General features: G+C 69.8%; 15 protein-coding genes. 8 read left to right on the forward strand and 7 right to left on the reverse strand.

Translation table 11 applies throughout. From position 1 onward, the window contains the following. Nucleotides 1–10 precede the first annotated feature (10 nt). Both ACO2RJ_RS06825 and ACO2RJ_RS06830 read left to right on the forward strand, forming a co-directional pair. The gene (locus ACO2RJ_RS06825; protein WP_423267231.1) at nucleotides 11–874 is read left to right on the forward strand and encodes a LysR substrate-binding domain-containing protein; all 864 of its coding nucleotides are present in this window, start codon (nucleotides 11–13) and stop codon (nucleotides 872–874) included. Between the two features lie 12 nt (nucleotides 875–886). Beyond that, entirely contained in the window at nucleotides 887–1,600 is a 714-nt protein-coding gene (locus ACO2RJ_RS06830) for a HEAT repeat domain-containing protein (protein WP_423267232.1), read from the forward strand. Nucleotides 1,601–1,612: 12 nt separating this feature from the next. On the opposite strand, the gene ACO2RJ_RS06835 is transcribed toward ACO2RJ_RS06830, so the two are convergent. The 3 genes from ACO2RJ_RS06835 to ACO2RJ_RS06845 form a co-directional block, all read right to left on the reverse strand. Then, nucleotides 1,613–2,458, reverse strand: a complete 846-nt coding sequence (locus tag ACO2RJ_RS06835; RefSeq protein ID WP_423267233.1) for an EamA family transporter — start codon at nucleotides 2,456–2,458, stop codon at nucleotides 1,613–1,615. A gap of 44 nt (nucleotides 2,459–2,502) precedes the next feature. Next, nucleotides 2,503–4,986, reverse strand: a complete 2,484-nt coding sequence (locus ACO2RJ_RS06840; RefSeq protein WP_423267234.1) for a GcvT family protein — start codon at nucleotides 4,984–4,986, stop codon at nucleotides 2,503–2,505. Nucleotides 4,987–5,065: 79 nt separating this feature from the next. Next, nucleotides 5,066–5,842, reverse strand: coding sequence for a DeoR/GlpR family DNA-binding transcription regulator (locus tag ACO2RJ_RS06845; RefSeq protein WP_423267235.1), 777 nt, complete (start codon nucleotides 5,840–5,842; stop codon nucleotides 5,066–5,068). 95 nt (nucleotides 5,843–5,937) lie between these two features. Here ACO2RJ_RS06845 and ACO2RJ_RS06850 point away from each other — a divergent pair, with 95 nt between their 5' ends. Next, nucleotides 5,938–6,441: an RNA pyrophosphohydrolase gene (locus ACO2RJ_RS06850; RefSeq protein WP_423267236.1), complete on the forward strand. Its 504-nt coding sequence runs from the start codon at nucleotides 5,938–5,940 to the stop codon at nucleotides 6,439–6,441. Here ACO2RJ_RS06850 and ACO2RJ_RS06855 read toward each other — a convergent pair. From ACO2RJ_RS06855 to ACO2RJ_RS06870, 4 genes are all read right to left on the reverse strand, one after another. Next, nucleotides 6,438–7,106 (reverse strand): hypothetical protein, encoded by a 669-nt coding sequence (locus tag ACO2RJ_RS06855; protein ID WP_423267237.1) that lies wholly within the window; start codon nucleotides 7,104–7,106, stop codon nucleotides 6,438–6,440. The two genes, ACO2RJ_RS06850 and ACO2RJ_RS06855, sit on opposite strands and share 4 nt — an antisense overlap. Then, the gene (locus ACO2RJ_RS06860) at nucleotides 7,103–7,663 is read right to left on the reverse strand and encodes a sigma-70 family RNA polymerase sigma factor (protein ID WP_423267238.1); all 561 of its coding nucleotides are present in this window, start codon (nucleotides 7,661–7,663) and stop codon (nucleotides 7,103–7,105) included. Before ACO2RJ_RS06860 ends, ACO2RJ_RS06855 begins: the two co-directional genes overlap by 4 nt. An 85-nt stretch (nucleotides 7,664–7,748) precedes the next feature. Further along, a complete protein-coding gene (locus ACO2RJ_RS06865) occupies nucleotides 7,749–9,419 on the reverse strand; it encodes a S8 family peptidase (RefSeq protein WP_423267240.1) in 1,671 nt (556 codons plus the stop codon). A 230-nt stretch (nucleotides 9,420–9,649) separates the two neighbouring features. Then, entirely contained in the window at nucleotides 9,650–9,952 is a 303-nt protein-coding gene (locus ACO2RJ_RS06870; RefSeq protein ID WP_423267241.1) for a hypothetical protein, read from the reverse strand. Nucleotides 9,953–10,374: 422 nt separating this feature from the next. On the opposite strand from ACO2RJ_RS06870, the gene ACO2RJ_RS06875 reads away from it, so the two are divergent. The 5 genes from ACO2RJ_RS06875 (at nucleotide 10,375) to ACO2RJ_RS06895 (ending at nucleotide 14,298) form a co-directional block, all read left to right on the forward strand. Beyond that, nucleotides 10,375–11,178 carry a transporter substrate-binding domain-containing protein gene (locus tag ACO2RJ_RS06875; RefSeq protein ID WP_423267242.1) on the forward strand — a complete coding sequence of 268 codons (804 nt, stop codon included), beginning with the start codon at nucleotides 10,375–10,377 and terminating at the stop codon, nucleotides 11,176–11,178. A 125-nt stretch (nucleotides 11,179–11,303) separates the two neighbouring features. Continuing rightward, nucleotides 11,304–12,056 (forward strand): amino acid ABC transporter permease, encoded by a 753-nt coding sequence (locus ACO2RJ_RS06880; RefSeq protein WP_423267243.1) that lies wholly within the window; start codon nucleotides 11,304–11,306, stop codon nucleotides 12,054–12,056. After that, nucleotides 12,053–12,943, forward strand: a complete 891-nt coding sequence (locus ACO2RJ_RS06885) for an amino acid ABC transporter permease (RefSeq protein ID WP_423267244.1) — start codon at nucleotides 12,053–12,055, stop codon at nucleotides 12,941–12,943. The genes ACO2RJ_RS06880 and ACO2RJ_RS06885 overlap by 4 nt, the downstream gene beginning before the upstream one ends. A 14-nt stretch (nucleotides 12,944–12,957) precedes the next feature. Beyond that, nucleotides 12,958–13,734 (forward strand): amino acid ABC transporter ATP-binding protein, encoded by a 777-nt coding sequence (locus tag ACO2RJ_RS06890; protein ID WP_423267245.1) that lies wholly within the window; start codon nucleotides 12,958–12,960, stop codon nucleotides 13,732–13,734. 72 nt (nucleotides 13,735–13,806) lie between these two features. Further along, nucleotides 13,807–14,298 (forward strand): hypothetical protein, encoded by a 492-nt coding sequence (locus tag ACO2RJ_RS06895; protein ID WP_423267246.1) that lies wholly within the window; start codon nucleotides 13,807–13,809, stop codon nucleotides 14,296–14,298. The last annotated feature ends 126 nt before the right edge of the window (nucleotides 14,299–14,424 follow it).

The raw sequence follows: 14,424 nt of genomic DNA on the forward strand, positions 1-14,424 counted from the left end.
GGCTCTATGGATGAGGATCAGCGCGTCCGGCCTCGCCGCCTTTCACGCCGTCGCGCAAGCCGGCAGCTTCACGCGCGCCGCCCGCGCGCGGAACGTCAGCCAGCCGACGCTGTCGGCGCAGGTGCGCGGCCTCGAGGACGCCTATGGCGTCCGCCTGTTCGACCGGGTGGGCCGCACCGTGAAGCTCACCCCGCTCGGGCAGAGCCTGTTCGTCATCACGGCGCGCATGTTCACCGCGGAGGAGGAGGCGGAGGCGCTGCTCGCGGGCACCCGCACGCTGTCGCGCGGCCATCTGCGGATCGCCGCCGACAGCGCGACCCATGTGATGCCGGCGCTCGGGCGGATCCGCGAGAAGCATCCCGGCCTGACTTTCTCGCTCTCGATCGGCAATTCGTCCGACGTGCTGCGCCAGATCGTCGACTACGCCGCGGACGTCGCCGTGACCGCGCAGCAGACCTCCGACCCCCGCATTCTGAGCGTGCGCCTCAGCGCCGACCGGCTGGTCGGCTTCGTGCGCGCGGACCACGCCTTCGCGCGGCGCGGCGCCGTCCCGATCGAAGCGCTGGTCGGCCAGGACCTCGTGCTGCGGGAGCGCGGCTCGGTGACCCGGGAGGTGTTCGAGACGCGGCTCGCCGAAGCGGGCGTCAAGCCCGGCCACCTGCTCGAGGTGCAGACCCGCGAAGCCGTCCGCGACGCGGTCGCGACCGGCTTCGGCGTCGGCGTGATTTTCGGATCGGAGTTCCGCGAGGGCGAGGGGCTGACGCGGCTCGAGATCACGGGCGCGGACCTTGCAGTCGCGGAATACGCGGTCTGTCTGGAAGAGCGCCGGCGCATCCCCCTGGTGCGGAGCTTCCTGGAAGCGGTGCAGGCGTGAAACAATGGCCAAATGGATTGGTCCTCACGCATCAACACGCCGTCGTTCGAGATCGCCAGGCAAGGCGTGCTCGAGGGCGTCGAAGCGTTCAGACAATGGGCTTCGGTATGGAATTCCCAGCGACCGCCTGATGAGCCAGCCGGAGAATGGGAGACATTTTACGACGATTGGCCTGCGCTCAACACAGCGGTGATCAGACTGCTGCAGGCTTCGAGCCCTGCTCAGTGGGACGCCCCTCTTATCGAGGCGCTGCTTTACGCAATTGCCCGCGATAATGAGATGGAGTGCATCAAGCAGGATCTTGTTGGCAGTCCAAGTCACCTGATCGCTCTGGCCGGGCACGCCGTGAACTGCGACGATCCCGACGCGCGGTGGCAACTGGCGGACGCGCTCGGCTCGCCGGACCTTTCCGATGAGCAAGTCGAGCCGCTCCTCGAGCGCTTCGTCCATGACGATGATGAGTACGTGAGCCGTCGGGCGCTCCTGGCGCTTTCGGCACGACGATCCCCCAAGACTGAGCAGTTGGCCGTCCGCGCTTGGGAGACAGGGCATGAATACCAGCGAATGGTGGCTTTGGATGTTCTTTTCGAGGCATCATCGCCTCTTACTTCGATATATATTGATAAATGCAAGTCGATCGAACAGGAACACCTGAGGGCCCGTGCGCAGGAACTCAGTGCGAGACTTAAAACGGCCCAGAATGCGCGACGATGCGATGAGGATTAGGATTCGGACTGCTCATCCCATCCGCATGAGCGCGAGCGCGCCGACGATGATGACGGCCGCCCCCGCCCGGCTCCACTGCAGCGGTTCCTTGAGCAGAAAGACGGCGATCAGGGCTGCGAACAGCACGCTCGATTCGCGGACCGCGGCGACCAGCGGGATCGGCGCCACCGTCATCGCCCAGATCGCGATCCAGTAGGAGCCGAGCGACATCGCGCCGCCTGCGAGCCCCTGCCACAGATAGGGCCGCATCGGCGCGAGCCCGACCCTGCCGCCCCGCCACAGCGCGAACAGGATCAGCGGCGCGCCGTCGACCACCGACAGCGTCGCGGCGTAGGCGTGCGGGTCGCCGGCGGTGCGCGCGCCTATGCCGTCGACCAGCGTGTAGCCGCAGATCGTCAGCGCGGTGAGCCCCGCGAAGCCGAGCGCGCCGGGGTCGAATTTCACGCCCTTCCGGCGGCCGAGGATCGAGATCAGCATGACGCCGCAGCCGAGCGCGCCGACGCCGAGCGTCTGGGTTCCCGACAGCGGCTCGCCGAGCAGCAGCACGCCGGCTGCGGCCGTCATCAGCGGCGCCCCTCCCCGCGCGATCGGGTAGACCTGGCTCATGTCGGCGCGCCGGTAGGCCTCGGTCAGCGCGATGTAGTAGCCGAGATGCAGCGCGACCGACGCGATCAGCCACGGCCAGGCTTCGAGCTTCGGCGGGCCGAGATAGGCGAGCGCGGGCAGCGCGACGACGCCCCCGGCGGCCGTCACCAGCGCCATGGCGAGGAACGGATCGATCCTGAGCTTCAGGAACGCGTTCCAGCCGGCGTGCATGGCGGCCGCGGCCAGGACCGCGGCGAAGACGTGGGGTTCCATCGGGAGCCGGCCTTACACTGTCGGAGACGAATGCGCGACGGGCCTCACCCCGCCTTCCTCAGCGGCTGCGGTTCGGCCGTGAGGGGCTGGCGGCGGCGATCGGGGTCGTAGAACGGCGCAAGGCTCGCTTCGACCGGCACGATCTCCCCGGCCACGTCGATCGCGAAGGCGCGCGCGTCCAGCCAACTCTGGTCGATCGCGGCGCCCGCATCGATCGAGGCCAGCGCCACGACGCCGCCGAGGGCGTCGGAATAGGCCGCCGAGGTCACCTCGCCGACGGCGGCGCCGTCGGCGAGCAGCAGTTCGCCGCCCCAGACCATCTGGGCGCCGGGCGCCGGACCGAGCAGCGAGACGAAGCGCTTCGTCCGCGGCGCGGCGTCGGCGGCGAGCAGCGCGTCGCGCCCGATGAAGTCGCCCGTGTCGAAGCGCACCGCGTGCTCGACGCCGGCCTCGCGCGGCGTGACGTCGGGGCCGGTCTCGCGGCCCCAGGCGCGATGGCCCATCTCGAGACGCAGGGCGTCGACGGCGTAGTGGCCGGCGTCCTTCAGCCCGAGGCCATGGCCGGCCGCGGCCAGCGCGTCGTAGACGCCGGCGGCGAACTCGGTCGGGACAAAGAGTTCGTAGCCGGGGCCGCCGACATAGGAGCGCCGCGCCGCGAGGCCGGTGGCGTAGCCGATCGCGAGCGTCCGCACCGCGTTCGGCGGGAAGGCTCCGTCGTCGAGCGGCGCGGCGGTCACCCGCCCGAGCAGGTCCCGGGCGTTCGGCCCCATGAGCCCCAGAACCGCAAAGGATGATGTCACGTCGGTCAGCGTGGCGCGCGCGCCCTCCGGCGTGTTGCGGCGGATCCAGTCGGCGTCGCGGACCGCCTGGGCGGAGCCGGACACGATCAGGAACGCCTCGTCGTCGAGCCGCGAGACGGTGATCTCGCTCTCGATCCCGCCGCGCGCGTTCAGCATCGCGGCGTAGGCGCTGTCGCCGGCGGCGAGCGCCACGTCGTTCGCGCACAGGCGCTGCAGAACCGCTTCCGCGTCAGGCCCTTCGAACCGGAACTTGGCGAAGGAGGTGAAATCGAACAGCGCGACGGCCTCGCGCGCGGCGCGCTGCTCGGCGGCGCAGGACTCGAGCCAATTCGGCCGTCCGAAGCCGTAAGCGATCTCGCGATCGCCGGGGCCCGCGGAGAAATAGTTCGGCCGTTCCCAGCCCATCTTCGACCCGAAGACGGCGCCCTTCGCCGCGAGCCGCTCATGCAGCGGCGACATGCGGAACGGGCGCGCGCTCTTCAGCTCGCGGTTGGGCCAGGCCATCGCGTAATGCAGGCCGAGCGTCTCCTTCACGCGGTCCTTCAGCCAGGCCGGGTTGGCGTTGAACGGGGCGAAGCGGCGGATGTCGACCGGCCACAGATCCTGCGTCGGTTCGCCGGCGACGATCCATTCCGCAAGCGCCAGTCCGGCCCCGCCGGCGGAGGCGATGCCGGCGGAGTTGAAGCCTGCGCCGACGAACACGCCTCTGACCTCCGGCGCCTCGCCGAGCAGGAAGTTGTTGTCGGGCGTGAAGCTCTCCGGCCCGTTTACGAAGGTCTTGATCTGCGCGGTCTCGAGCGCCGGCACGCGGATCAGCGCGTTCTCCATCAGGATCTCGAACTGGTCCCAGTCGTCGGGCAGAAGCTGGAACTCAAAATCGTCGGGGACTCCGGCCATGCCCCAGGGCTTCGCGTCCGGCTCGAAGCCGCCGACGACGAGCCCGCCGACCTCCTCCTTGAAATAGATATGGCCGTCCGGGTCGCGCATCACCGGCAGATCGCGCGTCACGCCCGGTATCTGCTCGGTCACGACATACATGTGCTCGGCCGAATGGAGCGGGATGGAGACGCCGCAACTCGCGCCGAACTGGCGCGACCACTGGCCGGCGCAGATGACGAGCGCCTCGCAGGCGATGTCGCCGCGATCGGTCGCGACCGCCCTCACCCGCTTGTTCGCGACGGTCACGCCGCCGACCCGCGTCTTCTCGAAGATCTTCGCGCCGCCCGCCCGCGCGCCGCGCGCGAGCGCCTGGGTCACGTCGGTCGGGTTCGCCTTGCCGTCGCCGGGAAGCCAGACGCCGCCCACCAAATCGTCGGTCCGCATAACCGGCCATTTCTCGCCCGCCTGCGCCGGCGAGAGCTCCTCGGCCTCGACCCCTTGAGCGCGGGCGGAGGCGAGCGTGCGGCGGAGTTGGGTCATCCGCTCGGGCGTCCGCGCGACTGAGACCGAGCCGCATTGCGTCCAGCCCGTGGCGAGCCCGACCTCGTCCTCCAGCCGGGCGTAGAGCGCGGTCGAGGCGCGGATCAGCCGGGTCATGCCGGCATGCGCGCGAAGCTGGCCGACGAGGCCGGCGGCGTGCCAGGTCGTGCCGCTCGACAGCCGGCCCTGCTCGAGGACGACGACGTCTCTCCAGCCAAGCTTCGTCAGGTGATAGGCGACCGAACAGCCGACGATCCCGCCGCCGACGATCACGACCCGGGCCTGGGTGGGAAACTGCGCTTGCGGCATGGTTCGGCGCCTCCGTCTACGTCCCGGAAGCTACCCCGCCGCGACCTCAATATCAATCATAAAACCACAAACTACCACATTAACTCTCGATCGCGATGATGCAGGCGAGGCCCTTGCGGGCGAGCGCCACGGCGAGCTTCGCCGGCGGCGCGACGTCGACCACGACGCCGGCCGGCGGCCTCTTCGGCGCGATGCGCGCCATCCCTGCGCGGCCGAATTTCGACGAATCGGCGACGAGATAGCCCTGTCTGGCGACGTCGAGCATGACGGCGCGGGTCTCGGCCGCGACGCGCAGGAACACCGTCACGTCGCCCTCCGCGGTGAGGCCGCCGATGCCGACGAAGGCGAGATCGATGCGGTAGCGCGGCAGGGCGGCGATCACGTCCGGACCGACGGTCGCCTCGTCGTCGGCGTCGACCTCGCCGCCGAGCACGACGACCTTCACGCCGGCCCGCACGAGCGTCAGCGCGTCGCCGAGCGACGTGACGAGGACAGTCAGGTCCTTCGGCCGGCGCGCCGCGAGCGCCACCGCGATCTCGTGGGTCGTCGCGCCGGAATCGAGCAGCACGACCATGCCGTCCTCGACCATGGCGGCGGCGCGCCGGCCGATGGCGGCCTTGCCCTCCGCGTTCTCCTTCGCCCGCTCGGCGAAGGGCGGCTCGCCGGCCGCACGCTTCAGGGCGCCGCCATGGACGACGTCGAGCCGGCCCAGCGCCGCGAGCGATTTGAGGTCGCGCCGTATGGTCTCGCGCGAGACGCCGAACACCTCCGCGAGCTCCTCGACGCTCACCGTCTGCGCGACGTCGATCCGGTGAAGGATCTCCTGCTGGCGGCGGGCGGCGATCGGACGGGGCATGCAGGGGCGCTCGGCTGAGGGGGCGGGAGTTTGCGGAGTGGCGGGCGGGCTGGCAAGAACGGGCGCACCCTCGCCCGTCCGGTCGGTTCGCCGCCATGTCCTCGTCCCTGCCCTACCGCCCGAATGTCGGCGTCGCGCTGTTCAACGCCTCCGGCCATGTGCTGATCGCGCGCCGCATCGGCGACGACGGGCCGGAAATCGTCCAGCCGGGTTGCGAATGGCAGATGCCGCAGGGCGGGATCGACGCAAACGAGGACGTCGAGGCGGCGGCGCGCCGGGAGCTCTACGAGGAGACCGGCGTGTCGAGCGCCGACCTGCTCGGCGCGACCGAGGGCTGGCTGACCTATGATTTTCCGCCCTATGACGGCCCGCCGCACCGGCTGGCCGGCTTCCGCGGCCAGCGGCAGCGCTGGTTCGCCATGCGGTTTCATGGCGACGACGCGGAGATCAATCTCAAGCCGCCGGTCGACGCGCCGCCCGAGTTCTCGGAATGGCGCTGGGAGCGGCTGGAGGCGACGGTCGAGCTCGTCGTGCCCTACAAGCGCCGGATCTACGCCAGCGTCGCCGCCGCCTTCGCGCGATTCGCGCGTCCCGCCTAGCCTCCGGGCGCGGCGAAGCGGACGATTGCGGACCGGTCGGTCAGGCGCTTCAGAGCGGCGTCAAGCTCCGCGCCGGCCAAAGGCTTCTCCGCGATCCGGACGAGGAACACCCCGCCGGGCTTCGGGCCGCCGACGATCTCGGCCCCAGTCTCGCCCAGCAGCCGGGCGATGTCGTCCGCCGTGGCGGCAGGGGCGAAGGCGACCAGGGCGGTCTGACCGGTCGCCGCGACCCCAAGCCCGTCCGAGGCCGTCCGGTATCCGGGGCCGCCCCCGAGATAGGCGTTGGTCAGCAGCCCGGCCTGCACAGCGATCACGACGGCGGCGGCCGCGGCGCCCCAGGCGAGCGTCGAGGGCGCAAGGCCGGTCAGCCGCGCCGAGAGCCAGCGGCCGAGCCCGCCGCGCGCGGCGCGACGGGCGCCCGCCTCCGCCTCGATCCGGGCGAACAGGCGCTCGCGCGCCGCGGCGGAGGGCGACGGCAGCGCCTCGTTGAGCGCGACGACCGCGTCGCGCTCCTCCATGGCGACCTCAAGCCGACGCGCCATCTCGGGCTCCTCCGCCATCAGGCGGTCGAACAGAGCGGAATCCTTGGCGTCGAGCTTCCCGACCGAGCGCCAGGGCGCGAGCAGATCGCCCTCGCGGGGGGCGTCGTCGCGATCGTCGCTCATGGCCATCCCCTTTCGAGCCCGGCCTCGGCGAGCAGCTCGGCTAGCTTCCTGCGGGCGTAGAACATCCGCGTCTTCACGGTGGCTGCGGGAACGTTGAGGATCCGCGCGACCTCTTCGACCGACTTCTCATGGTAGTAGACGAGATCGACGACTTCGCGGTGGTCGCGCGAGAGCCTGTCCAGACAGCGGCGCATGGCCTCGGCCTTGCTCGCCTTCTGGACCGTCACCTCCGGCGTGTCGGCCTCGTCCTCGACCGCTTCCGCCATCTCCGGCTCCAGCGCGCTGTCGTTCGCCTTGCGGAACGACGAGAGCGCCTTGAAGCGTGCGATCGACAGCATCCAGGTCGACACGCTCGACCGTCCCTCGAAGCGGGAGGCCTGTCGCCAGACGTCGAAAAACACGTCGCTCATGAGGTCCTCCGCTCGGCCTTCGTCGCGCACGAGGCGGATGAGGAACCTCAGCACGCGCGTCGCATGACGCGCGTACAGGGTCCGCATCGCGGCCGTGTCGCCGGACGCGACGCGCGTGAGCAGGATCTCGTCGGAGACCTCCGTCATGGCGCGCGCCGCAGCCTGCCCATGGGTCGCGCCGAGCGCGACCGCGGTTCAAACCGGCGGCGAAGTTTTTCCGGCGGTCTTCCCGTCACGGGCGGGCGGACGCCGTTTCGGCGATCGCCGGCGCCGCCGCGGCGGGAGCCGCTGGAGCCCCTAGCGCGTCGAGCGCGGCTCTGGCGTCGGTCGCGCCGGCGCCGAAGTCCGGGTCGAAGCCGGGCGCGCCCAGATCGACCGCGGACGTCATCAACGCCGCGCGCGCCTCCGCCGCGGTCAGCGCGGGCCGCGCCTGGACCAACAGCGCAACGACCCCGCTGACCCCGGCCGCGGACATGGACGTGCCGGAGAGATAGCCGAACCCGGCGCCGGGCGTGGCCACCAGCACGTCCACCCCGGGCGCCGCGACGCACAGATGCGCGCCGCGGTTGGCGAAGGTCGGCAGCCTGTCGGCGGCGTCGGTCGCGGTGACCGCGATGACGTTGGGATCGGCCGCGGGATAGAGCGGCGGCGAGGCCGGACCGGCGTTGCCGGCGGCGGCGACATGGATTGCTCCGAGCCGGGCGCCGGCGGCGACGAACTCGGACATCTTGTCGTCCTGCGGACCGGCGAAGCTCATATTGACGACTTTCGCCCCGTGCTTCGCCGCGGCGTCGAGCCCGCGCAGGATGTGGATCGTCGTCCCCTCCTGGCCGGTCCTGCCCTTGCCCGCGGCCTCGCCGGAGAAGGCGCGGATCGCGAGGATGCGCGCGCCGGGCGCCGGGCTCGCGATTTCGCCGCGGCCGGCCACGAGGCCCGCCACCGCGGTGCCGTGAGCATGCGCCTTGAAGGCGCCGCCGACGGCGTCGAAACTCTCGGCCACCGCGCCCACGAGGGCCGGATGACGCGGGTCGACGCCGGAATCGATGACGGCGACCAGGACGCCCTCCCCCGAAGCCGAAAGCTGCGCCTCCCTCAGCCTCATCTTCGCGACGGCGTACTGGGACTCCGCCAGACGCGCGGCGACGCCGGCGCTCAGCCTGTAGACATGGTTCGGCTGGGCGGAGCGGACGCGGGTGTCGCGGTCGAGCTCACGCAGAACCGCCGCGACCGGACGTCCGCCGCGGATGCGGTAGCGGTAGAGCGTTCTCCCGCTGAGCTCGAAGGTCTCGGCCGAAAGCCGGTCGAGCCGCGAGGCCCGCGCGATCGCCGCGACCTGGTCCTCGCCGACGCCGTTGCGGACCTCGAACAGAACCTCGCCGGGAACGACGCCAGGGTCGGCCGCCGCGAGCCTCGGCGGCGGCGCCGCCGGCGCCGGCCGCGGCGGCGTCCGGGAGCCGCCGGCGCGGTTGGCCGCCTTGTCCTTCGGGGAAGACCGCGGACCCGCCTTCGCCTTCACGGTCTTCGGGGATCGCGGACGACTCTCGGGCTCTGCGGTGCGCGGGCCCGCCTTCGGGCGGCGCGGCCTGCGCGGCCGCGGTTCGTCGTCCTCATAGACCTCTTCGACGACGCGCTCGCGCGGCCGCGTCGCCTCGATCAGCAGCGCGCCGCCCAATCCGATCAGCGGGCCGATCGCGCCACTCGGGAAACCGCGGCCGCCTCCGCCGTGACCGCCGCGTCCGCCGCCGTCATGAGACTGCCGCGACTGCGCCTGCGCAGGCGCGCAGGCCGACGCGGCGAGAGCCGCCGCGAGCAGGACGGCCGCAGCGCTTCCGAGGCGCACGCTCCGACGCGGCGCGATGGGCAAGGCTGGGAGCAGGGCTGCGAGGTCCCGCGCGATCGTCATGATCTTGCCTCTCGCTTCCGACGCCGGAGGCGTTCGGACAAGACTTTGGTCCGACGCCGCTTGTCGATCGTTCAAATTCTACCGTTGAACGAAGTCCAACTAAGGCGCGACTTGGCCACGACGGCGCTTCCACGTCAACGCGAAGTCCTCGACCGCGCGTTGCTTCAAATTGGCGACGATGGGCGGCGAGACTTCGCAGAGCTTCGCCGCCTGTTTCCGGCGGCCGGCCTTCAGTCGCAGACGCGGATGCGGCGGAGGTAGCTGTCGCCGAAGGCGTTGACGACGCGGCGGCGCTCGGTCCAGCAGCGGCGCTCGTAGATCACCCGCTCTTCGGCGCGCGGAGAGGCCGCGATCGCGCCGAGCAGAAGCCCGGCGCCGAAGCCGGCCGCGCCGTAGCCGAAGCCGTGACCGTGATGGCCGTGACCGTGCCAGCCGCCGGCGGAGGCCGGAGCGGGCGCCAGCGCGACGCCGAGCGTGGCGGCGGTGAGAGCGGCGGCGAAGGCCTTGCGGCCGCGGGTGGCGAGAACGGTCATGGCGGTCCCCTCTGGGTCTGATGGGAGCCGCCCGTCGCGGCCCCGATGACCCTTCGTCGCCGCCCGCCGCGCCGAGGTTCAAAGCGCCCGCAGGAATTTCTTGCGCAGGGGCGGTCCTTGCCCGCGCGAAGAGGATCCCGCGTCACTCGCCGACGCAGGCGACGAAGCTCGGAGTCCGGCACATTTTTTAGGCGCTTGGCGGCCTCGCCGCAGTCGCAATCCCAGACTGAAACGCCATGACCGCACTCATGCGCCGCTTCGCAGCTCAAATCCGCCGCGTTTTTGGGCGGCGCCCGCCGACGCGTCAGGTTGAAGCGTCTTGACGCCGCATGCTCTTTGATGCGGCATGGTCGTTCCGACGGCAGGTCGCGGGGTGCGCGGGCGGGACCTTGTCGTTCGAACCGGTTCTGAAGGAACATCTGATGAAGAAGATCGTACTTGCTTCGCTCGCTCTGCTGGCGGCTGGGGCCGCGCCCGCCTCCGCCGACGTCATGGAGCAGATCAAGTCCAAGGGCACGCTCGTCGTCGGCGTGAAGGCGGACTACAAGCCGTTCGGCTTCCGCGACCCGTCGGGCCAGATCATCGGGATCGAGCCGGACCTCGCCGCTGACGTCGCCAAGCGGATGGGCGTGAAGCTCGAGCTCGTCCCGGTCGTCTCCGCCAACCGCATCGAATTCCTGCAGCAGGGCAAGATCGACATCGTCATCGCCACCATGTCGGACAAGCCGGAGCGCCGGAAGAGCGTGCTCGCGGTCGATCCGCAGTACTACTCCGACAGCGTCAACATCCTGATGTCGAAGAAGGCCAAATACACGAAGTGGGAGGACCTCAGCGGCAAGACGCTGTGCGGCACCTCCGGCGCCTTCTACAACAAGGACGTCGCCTCGAAATACGGCGCGGAGGTCAAGGCCTTCGACGGCTCGGAGAAGCCGCTGTTCGCGCTGAAGCAGGGCGAGTGCATCGGCTACCTCTACGACCAGACGTTCATCCAGGGCAAACTGCTCGATAAGGACTGGTCGGAAGGCTACGGCATGCCGCTGCCCGGCATCTTGGAGACGCCATGGATCATGGCCGTCAAGAACGGCGAGGAAGCCTTCGCCAAGTACCTCTCGGAGGTCACCGTCGACTGGATGAAGTCCGGCTTCATCGTCGAGGAAGAGAAGAAGTACGGGATCACCCCGACCGACTACGCAAAGCGCATGCACGACGAGAAGGCGAAGAGCTGAGCCTGTCAGGCTGGCATCGCGCGGAGGCGGGCCCTCGGGTCCGTCTCCGTTCTCCTTCTCAGACGAACGGGGCTTGACCGGCGCATGGCGGATCCGACGGAAGGCGCATCAGGGGTCGAACGCTGATGGAGAGCGTCGCCGAGTTCGGGCGGTCGCTCTACGAGTCGACCGGCATCAATCTCACCATCCTCTACGACGACTTCGATCAGAAGCGGTTCATCTCGGGCCTCGGGATGACGATCTATCTGAGCGCGATCAGTCTCGTCTTCAGCCTCATCATCGGCATCGTCGGCGCCTGGGTGCAGGGTTCGCCGTCCCGCATCATGCGCGCGCTGATCAACGGCTTCATCACCGTCTTCCGCAACACGCCGCCGCTCGTCCAGATCTTCTTCTTCTACTTCGGGCTCGGAGCGCTGCTGCCGCGCGTCGAAGACGCCGACGGCATGATGGGGCCGCTGTTCACCAATGTGCAGTGGGCGATCTTCTCGCTGTCGCTGTTCGCCGGCGCCTTCAACATCGAGATCTTCCGCTCGGGGATCGAAGCGGTGCCGAACTCGACCAAAGAGGCGGCCGAGGCGCTCGGCTACACCCGCCTCGGCACCTACCGCCACATCGTGCTGCCGCTCGCGATCCGGGTCTGCCTGCCGGCGCTCAACAACAATCTCGTCAACCTGCTGAAGACCACCTCGCTCGCCTACGCCATCGCCGTGCCTGAGATCACCTACGTCTCCAAGCAGATCTGGACCGACAGCCAGAACGTCCCGACGATGATGACGCTGCTGCTGATCACCTATGTCGCTCTCGTCGGCGTGCTGGTCTTCATCATGAACCGCTGGGAGCGGTCGCTCGCCATCCCCGGATATGGAGGCGGCCGATGAGCGACGTCATGCTCTCGCGCGACCGCCCGATGGCGGTGCTGCTGCCCCCGCGCGCGCCCGAGCCGATCGGCTTCCCCCGCCTGACCTGGCGCCACGGCCTGGCGTTCGTCGCCGTCGCGATCGTGCTCGCGAGCGTCGCGACAGCCCAGACGCCGCCCGCCGCGCCGGCCGCCTCGACAGCCGAAGCGCTCACGGCGGAGCCGGCGACCCCGTTCTCGGTGATCATCAAATGGTCGCCGCTTCTGCTGAAGGGCTTCGCCTTCAACATCATGATCTCGGTCGCCGCCATGGCGCTCGGCACCGCGACCGGCGTCGTGCTCGGGCTCGGCCAGATCAGCCTGCACACGGGGGTGCGCAGGCTCGCCTGGTTCCTCACCCAGTTCTTCCGCAACTCGCCCTGGCTGGTGCTGCTGTTCTTCGCGATGTTCATGATCCCGTTCCAGTTCAACGTGTTCGGCTACGTCGTTCCGTTCCCGGACTGGGTCAAGGCGATCATCGGTTTCGCGCTGCCGGTGATGGCCAACGTGTCGGAACTGCTGCGCGGCGCGATCCGCTCGCTGCCGAGCGGCCAGTGGGAGGCCGCGACCTCGCTCGGCTTCACCCGCACCCAGACGATCTGGCGGATCATCCTGCCGCAATGCGTGAAGCGCATGCTGCCGCCGTGGATGAACCTCTACTCGCTGATCACCATGGCGACGGTGCTGGCCTCGGTCGTCGGCGTCACCGAGATGCTGACGCTGACCGCGCAGGTGCACGCCGCGGAAGGCGGGAAGCCGGAACTGTTCGCGCCGCTCTACGGCTTCGCCGGCTTCTGCTTCTTCGCCTACTGCTGGCCCATCGGCAGACTGACGCAGCGTCTCGAGCGCCGCTTCAACGTGAAATCCTGACCGGGAGACGCGTCTTGTCCCAGCCCATCGGAACGCCCGCCGCCGCCCCGTGGACGCCGGACCAGCCGATCATCTCGATCGTGGACGTGCGCAAATCGTTCGGCGCCCTGGAGGTGCTGAAGGGGGTCTCGCTCAACGTGATGAAGGGCGAGGCGATCTGCATCATCGGGCCGTCGGGCTCGGGCAAGTCGACCCTGATCCGCTGCATCAACGCGCTGGTCGAGGTCAACTCCGGCTCGATCCTGGTCGAGAACCAGGAGGTCAACGACCCCAGGCTCGACAAGCTGGCGCTGCGCCGCAAGGTCGGCATGGTATTCCAGCAGTACAATCTGTTTCCGCACAAGACCGCGCTGCAGAACATCATGATGGCGCCGATCAACGTGCTGAAGCAGGACAAGAAGGAGGTCGAGGAGCGCGCGCGCATGCTGATCGGCAAGGTGCGGCTGACGGGCAAGGAGAACAGCTATCCCGGGGAGCTCTCCGGCGGCCAGCAACAGCGCGTCGCGATCGCGCGCTCGCTCGCGATGCGCCCCGACGTCATGCTGTTCGACGAGGTGACCGCGGCGCTCGATCCGGAGACGGTGAAGGAGGTGCTGGTCACGATCCGCGACCTCGCGGAAGAGGGCATGACCTGCCTGCTCGTGACCCATGAGATGAAGTTCGCGCGCGACGTCGCGGACCACATCTATTTCACCGACAAGGGCGTGATCGTCGAGCATGCGCCGCCGGAGGAGTTCTTCGCCAATCCGAAGGACGAGCGGACCAAGACCTTCCTCGGCCAGATCCTCTGAACGCCGCCTCGCGGCCGGCCGCCTGAGCCGGCGGCCTTTAAAAGGCCGCGTCCCGGCCGCACATGCTTCGCCATGATCGAGCCGCTGAAGCGCATCCTCTCGGTTCCGCTCGCGACGATCCTGCTGGTCTACGACGCCTTCGACGCGGCTCTCGGGCCGATCGTCCGGCCGGTCCTCGCCTATCTCGCCGGCCTGCGCCTGTTCGTCCGTCTCGGCGCGGCGATCGGGGCGCTTCCGCCTTACGGCGCGCTGCTGCTGCTCGCCGTCCCCTTCGCCGTGATCGAGCCGTTCAAGGCGCTCTCGCTCTACTGGATCGCGACCGGCCATGTCGTGGTCGGCGCGGCGGCGCTGGTCGCGGCGCACCTCGCGAGCATCCTTATCTGCGAGCGCATCTTCCACGCCGCCCGCGCCCCGCTGATGACGATCGCCTGGTTCGCCGCGGGGCACCGCTTCATCACGGCGCTGCGCGACCGGGCCCTCGCATGGGTCCGCTCCACCGCCGCCTGGCGCGCGGCGGCCGCCTTCGCCGCCGATCTGCGCGCGCGCTTCCCGTTCAGGACCTAGAGGGTGATCGGCTCACTTTGCAGCGGGATCTCCTCGACCGTCATGCCGGGCTTGTCCCGGGATCCCTTCCCGCCCACGACGGCATATCTCTGAAGCCGCGGCGGAAATGGGTTCCGGGACAAGCGC

This window comes from Hansschlegelia sp. KR7-227, assembly GCF_049446035.1.
GTDB lineage: Bacteria > Pseudomonadota > Alphaproteobacteria > Rhizobiales > Methylopilaceae > Methylopila.

Bases quoted from the DNA above. Each gene is read 5' to 3' on its own strand.
- ACO2RJ_RS06825 (WP_423267231.1), top strand. From the start codon at position 11: ATGAGGATCAGCGCGTCCGGCCTCGCCGCCTTTCACGCCGTCGCGCAA.
- ACO2RJ_RS06830 (WP_423267232.1), top strand. From the start codon at position 887: ATGGATTGGTCCTCACGCATCAACACGCCGTCGTTCGAGATCGCCAGG.
- ACO2RJ_RS06835 (WP_423267233.1), bottom strand. From the start codon at position 2,458: ATGGAACCCCACGTCTTCGCCGCGGTCCTGGCCGCGGCCGCCATGCAC.
- ACO2RJ_RS06840 (WP_423267234.1), bottom strand. From the start codon at position 4,986: ATGCCGCAAGCGCAGTTTCCCACCCAGGCCCGGGTCGTGATCGTCGGC.
- ACO2RJ_RS06845 (WP_423267235.1), bottom strand. From the start codon at position 5,842: ATGCCCCGTCCGATCGCCGCCCGCCGCCAGCAGGAGATCCTTCACCGG.
- ACO2RJ_RS06850 (WP_423267236.1), top strand. From the start codon at position 5,938: ATGTCCTCGTCCCTGCCCTACCGCCCGAATGTCGGCGTCGCGCTGTTC.
- ACO2RJ_RS06855 (WP_423267237.1), bottom strand. From the start codon at position 7,106: ATGAGCGACGATCGCGACGACGCCCCCCGCGAGGGCGATCTGCTCGCG.
- ACO2RJ_RS06860 (WP_423267238.1), bottom strand. From the start codon at position 7,663: ATGACGGAGGTCTCCGACGAGATCCTGCTCACGCGCGTCGCGTCCGGC.
- ACO2RJ_RS06865 (WP_423267240.1), bottom strand. From the start codon at position 9,419: ATGACGATCGCGCGGGACCTCGCAGCCCTGCTCCCAGCCTTGCCCATC.
- ACO2RJ_RS06870 (WP_423267241.1), bottom strand. From the start codon at position 9,952: ATGACCGTTCTCGCCACCCGCGGCCGCAAGGCCTTCGCCGCCGCTCTC.
- ACO2RJ_RS06875 (WP_423267242.1), top strand. From the start codon at position 10,375: ATGAAGAAGATCGTACTTGCTTCGCTCGCTCTGCTGGCGGCTGGGGCC.
- ACO2RJ_RS06880 (WP_423267243.1), top strand. From the start codon at position 11,304: ATGGAGAGCGTCGCCGAGTTCGGGCGGTCGCTCTACGAGTCGACCGGC.
- ACO2RJ_RS06885 (WP_423267244.1), top strand. From the start codon at position 12,053: ATGAGCGACGTCATGCTCTCGCGCGACCGCCCGATGGCGGTGCTGCTG.
- ACO2RJ_RS06895 (WP_423267246.1), top strand. From the start codon at position 13,807: ATGATCGAGCCGCTGAAGCGCATCCTCTCGGTTCCGCTCGCGACGATC.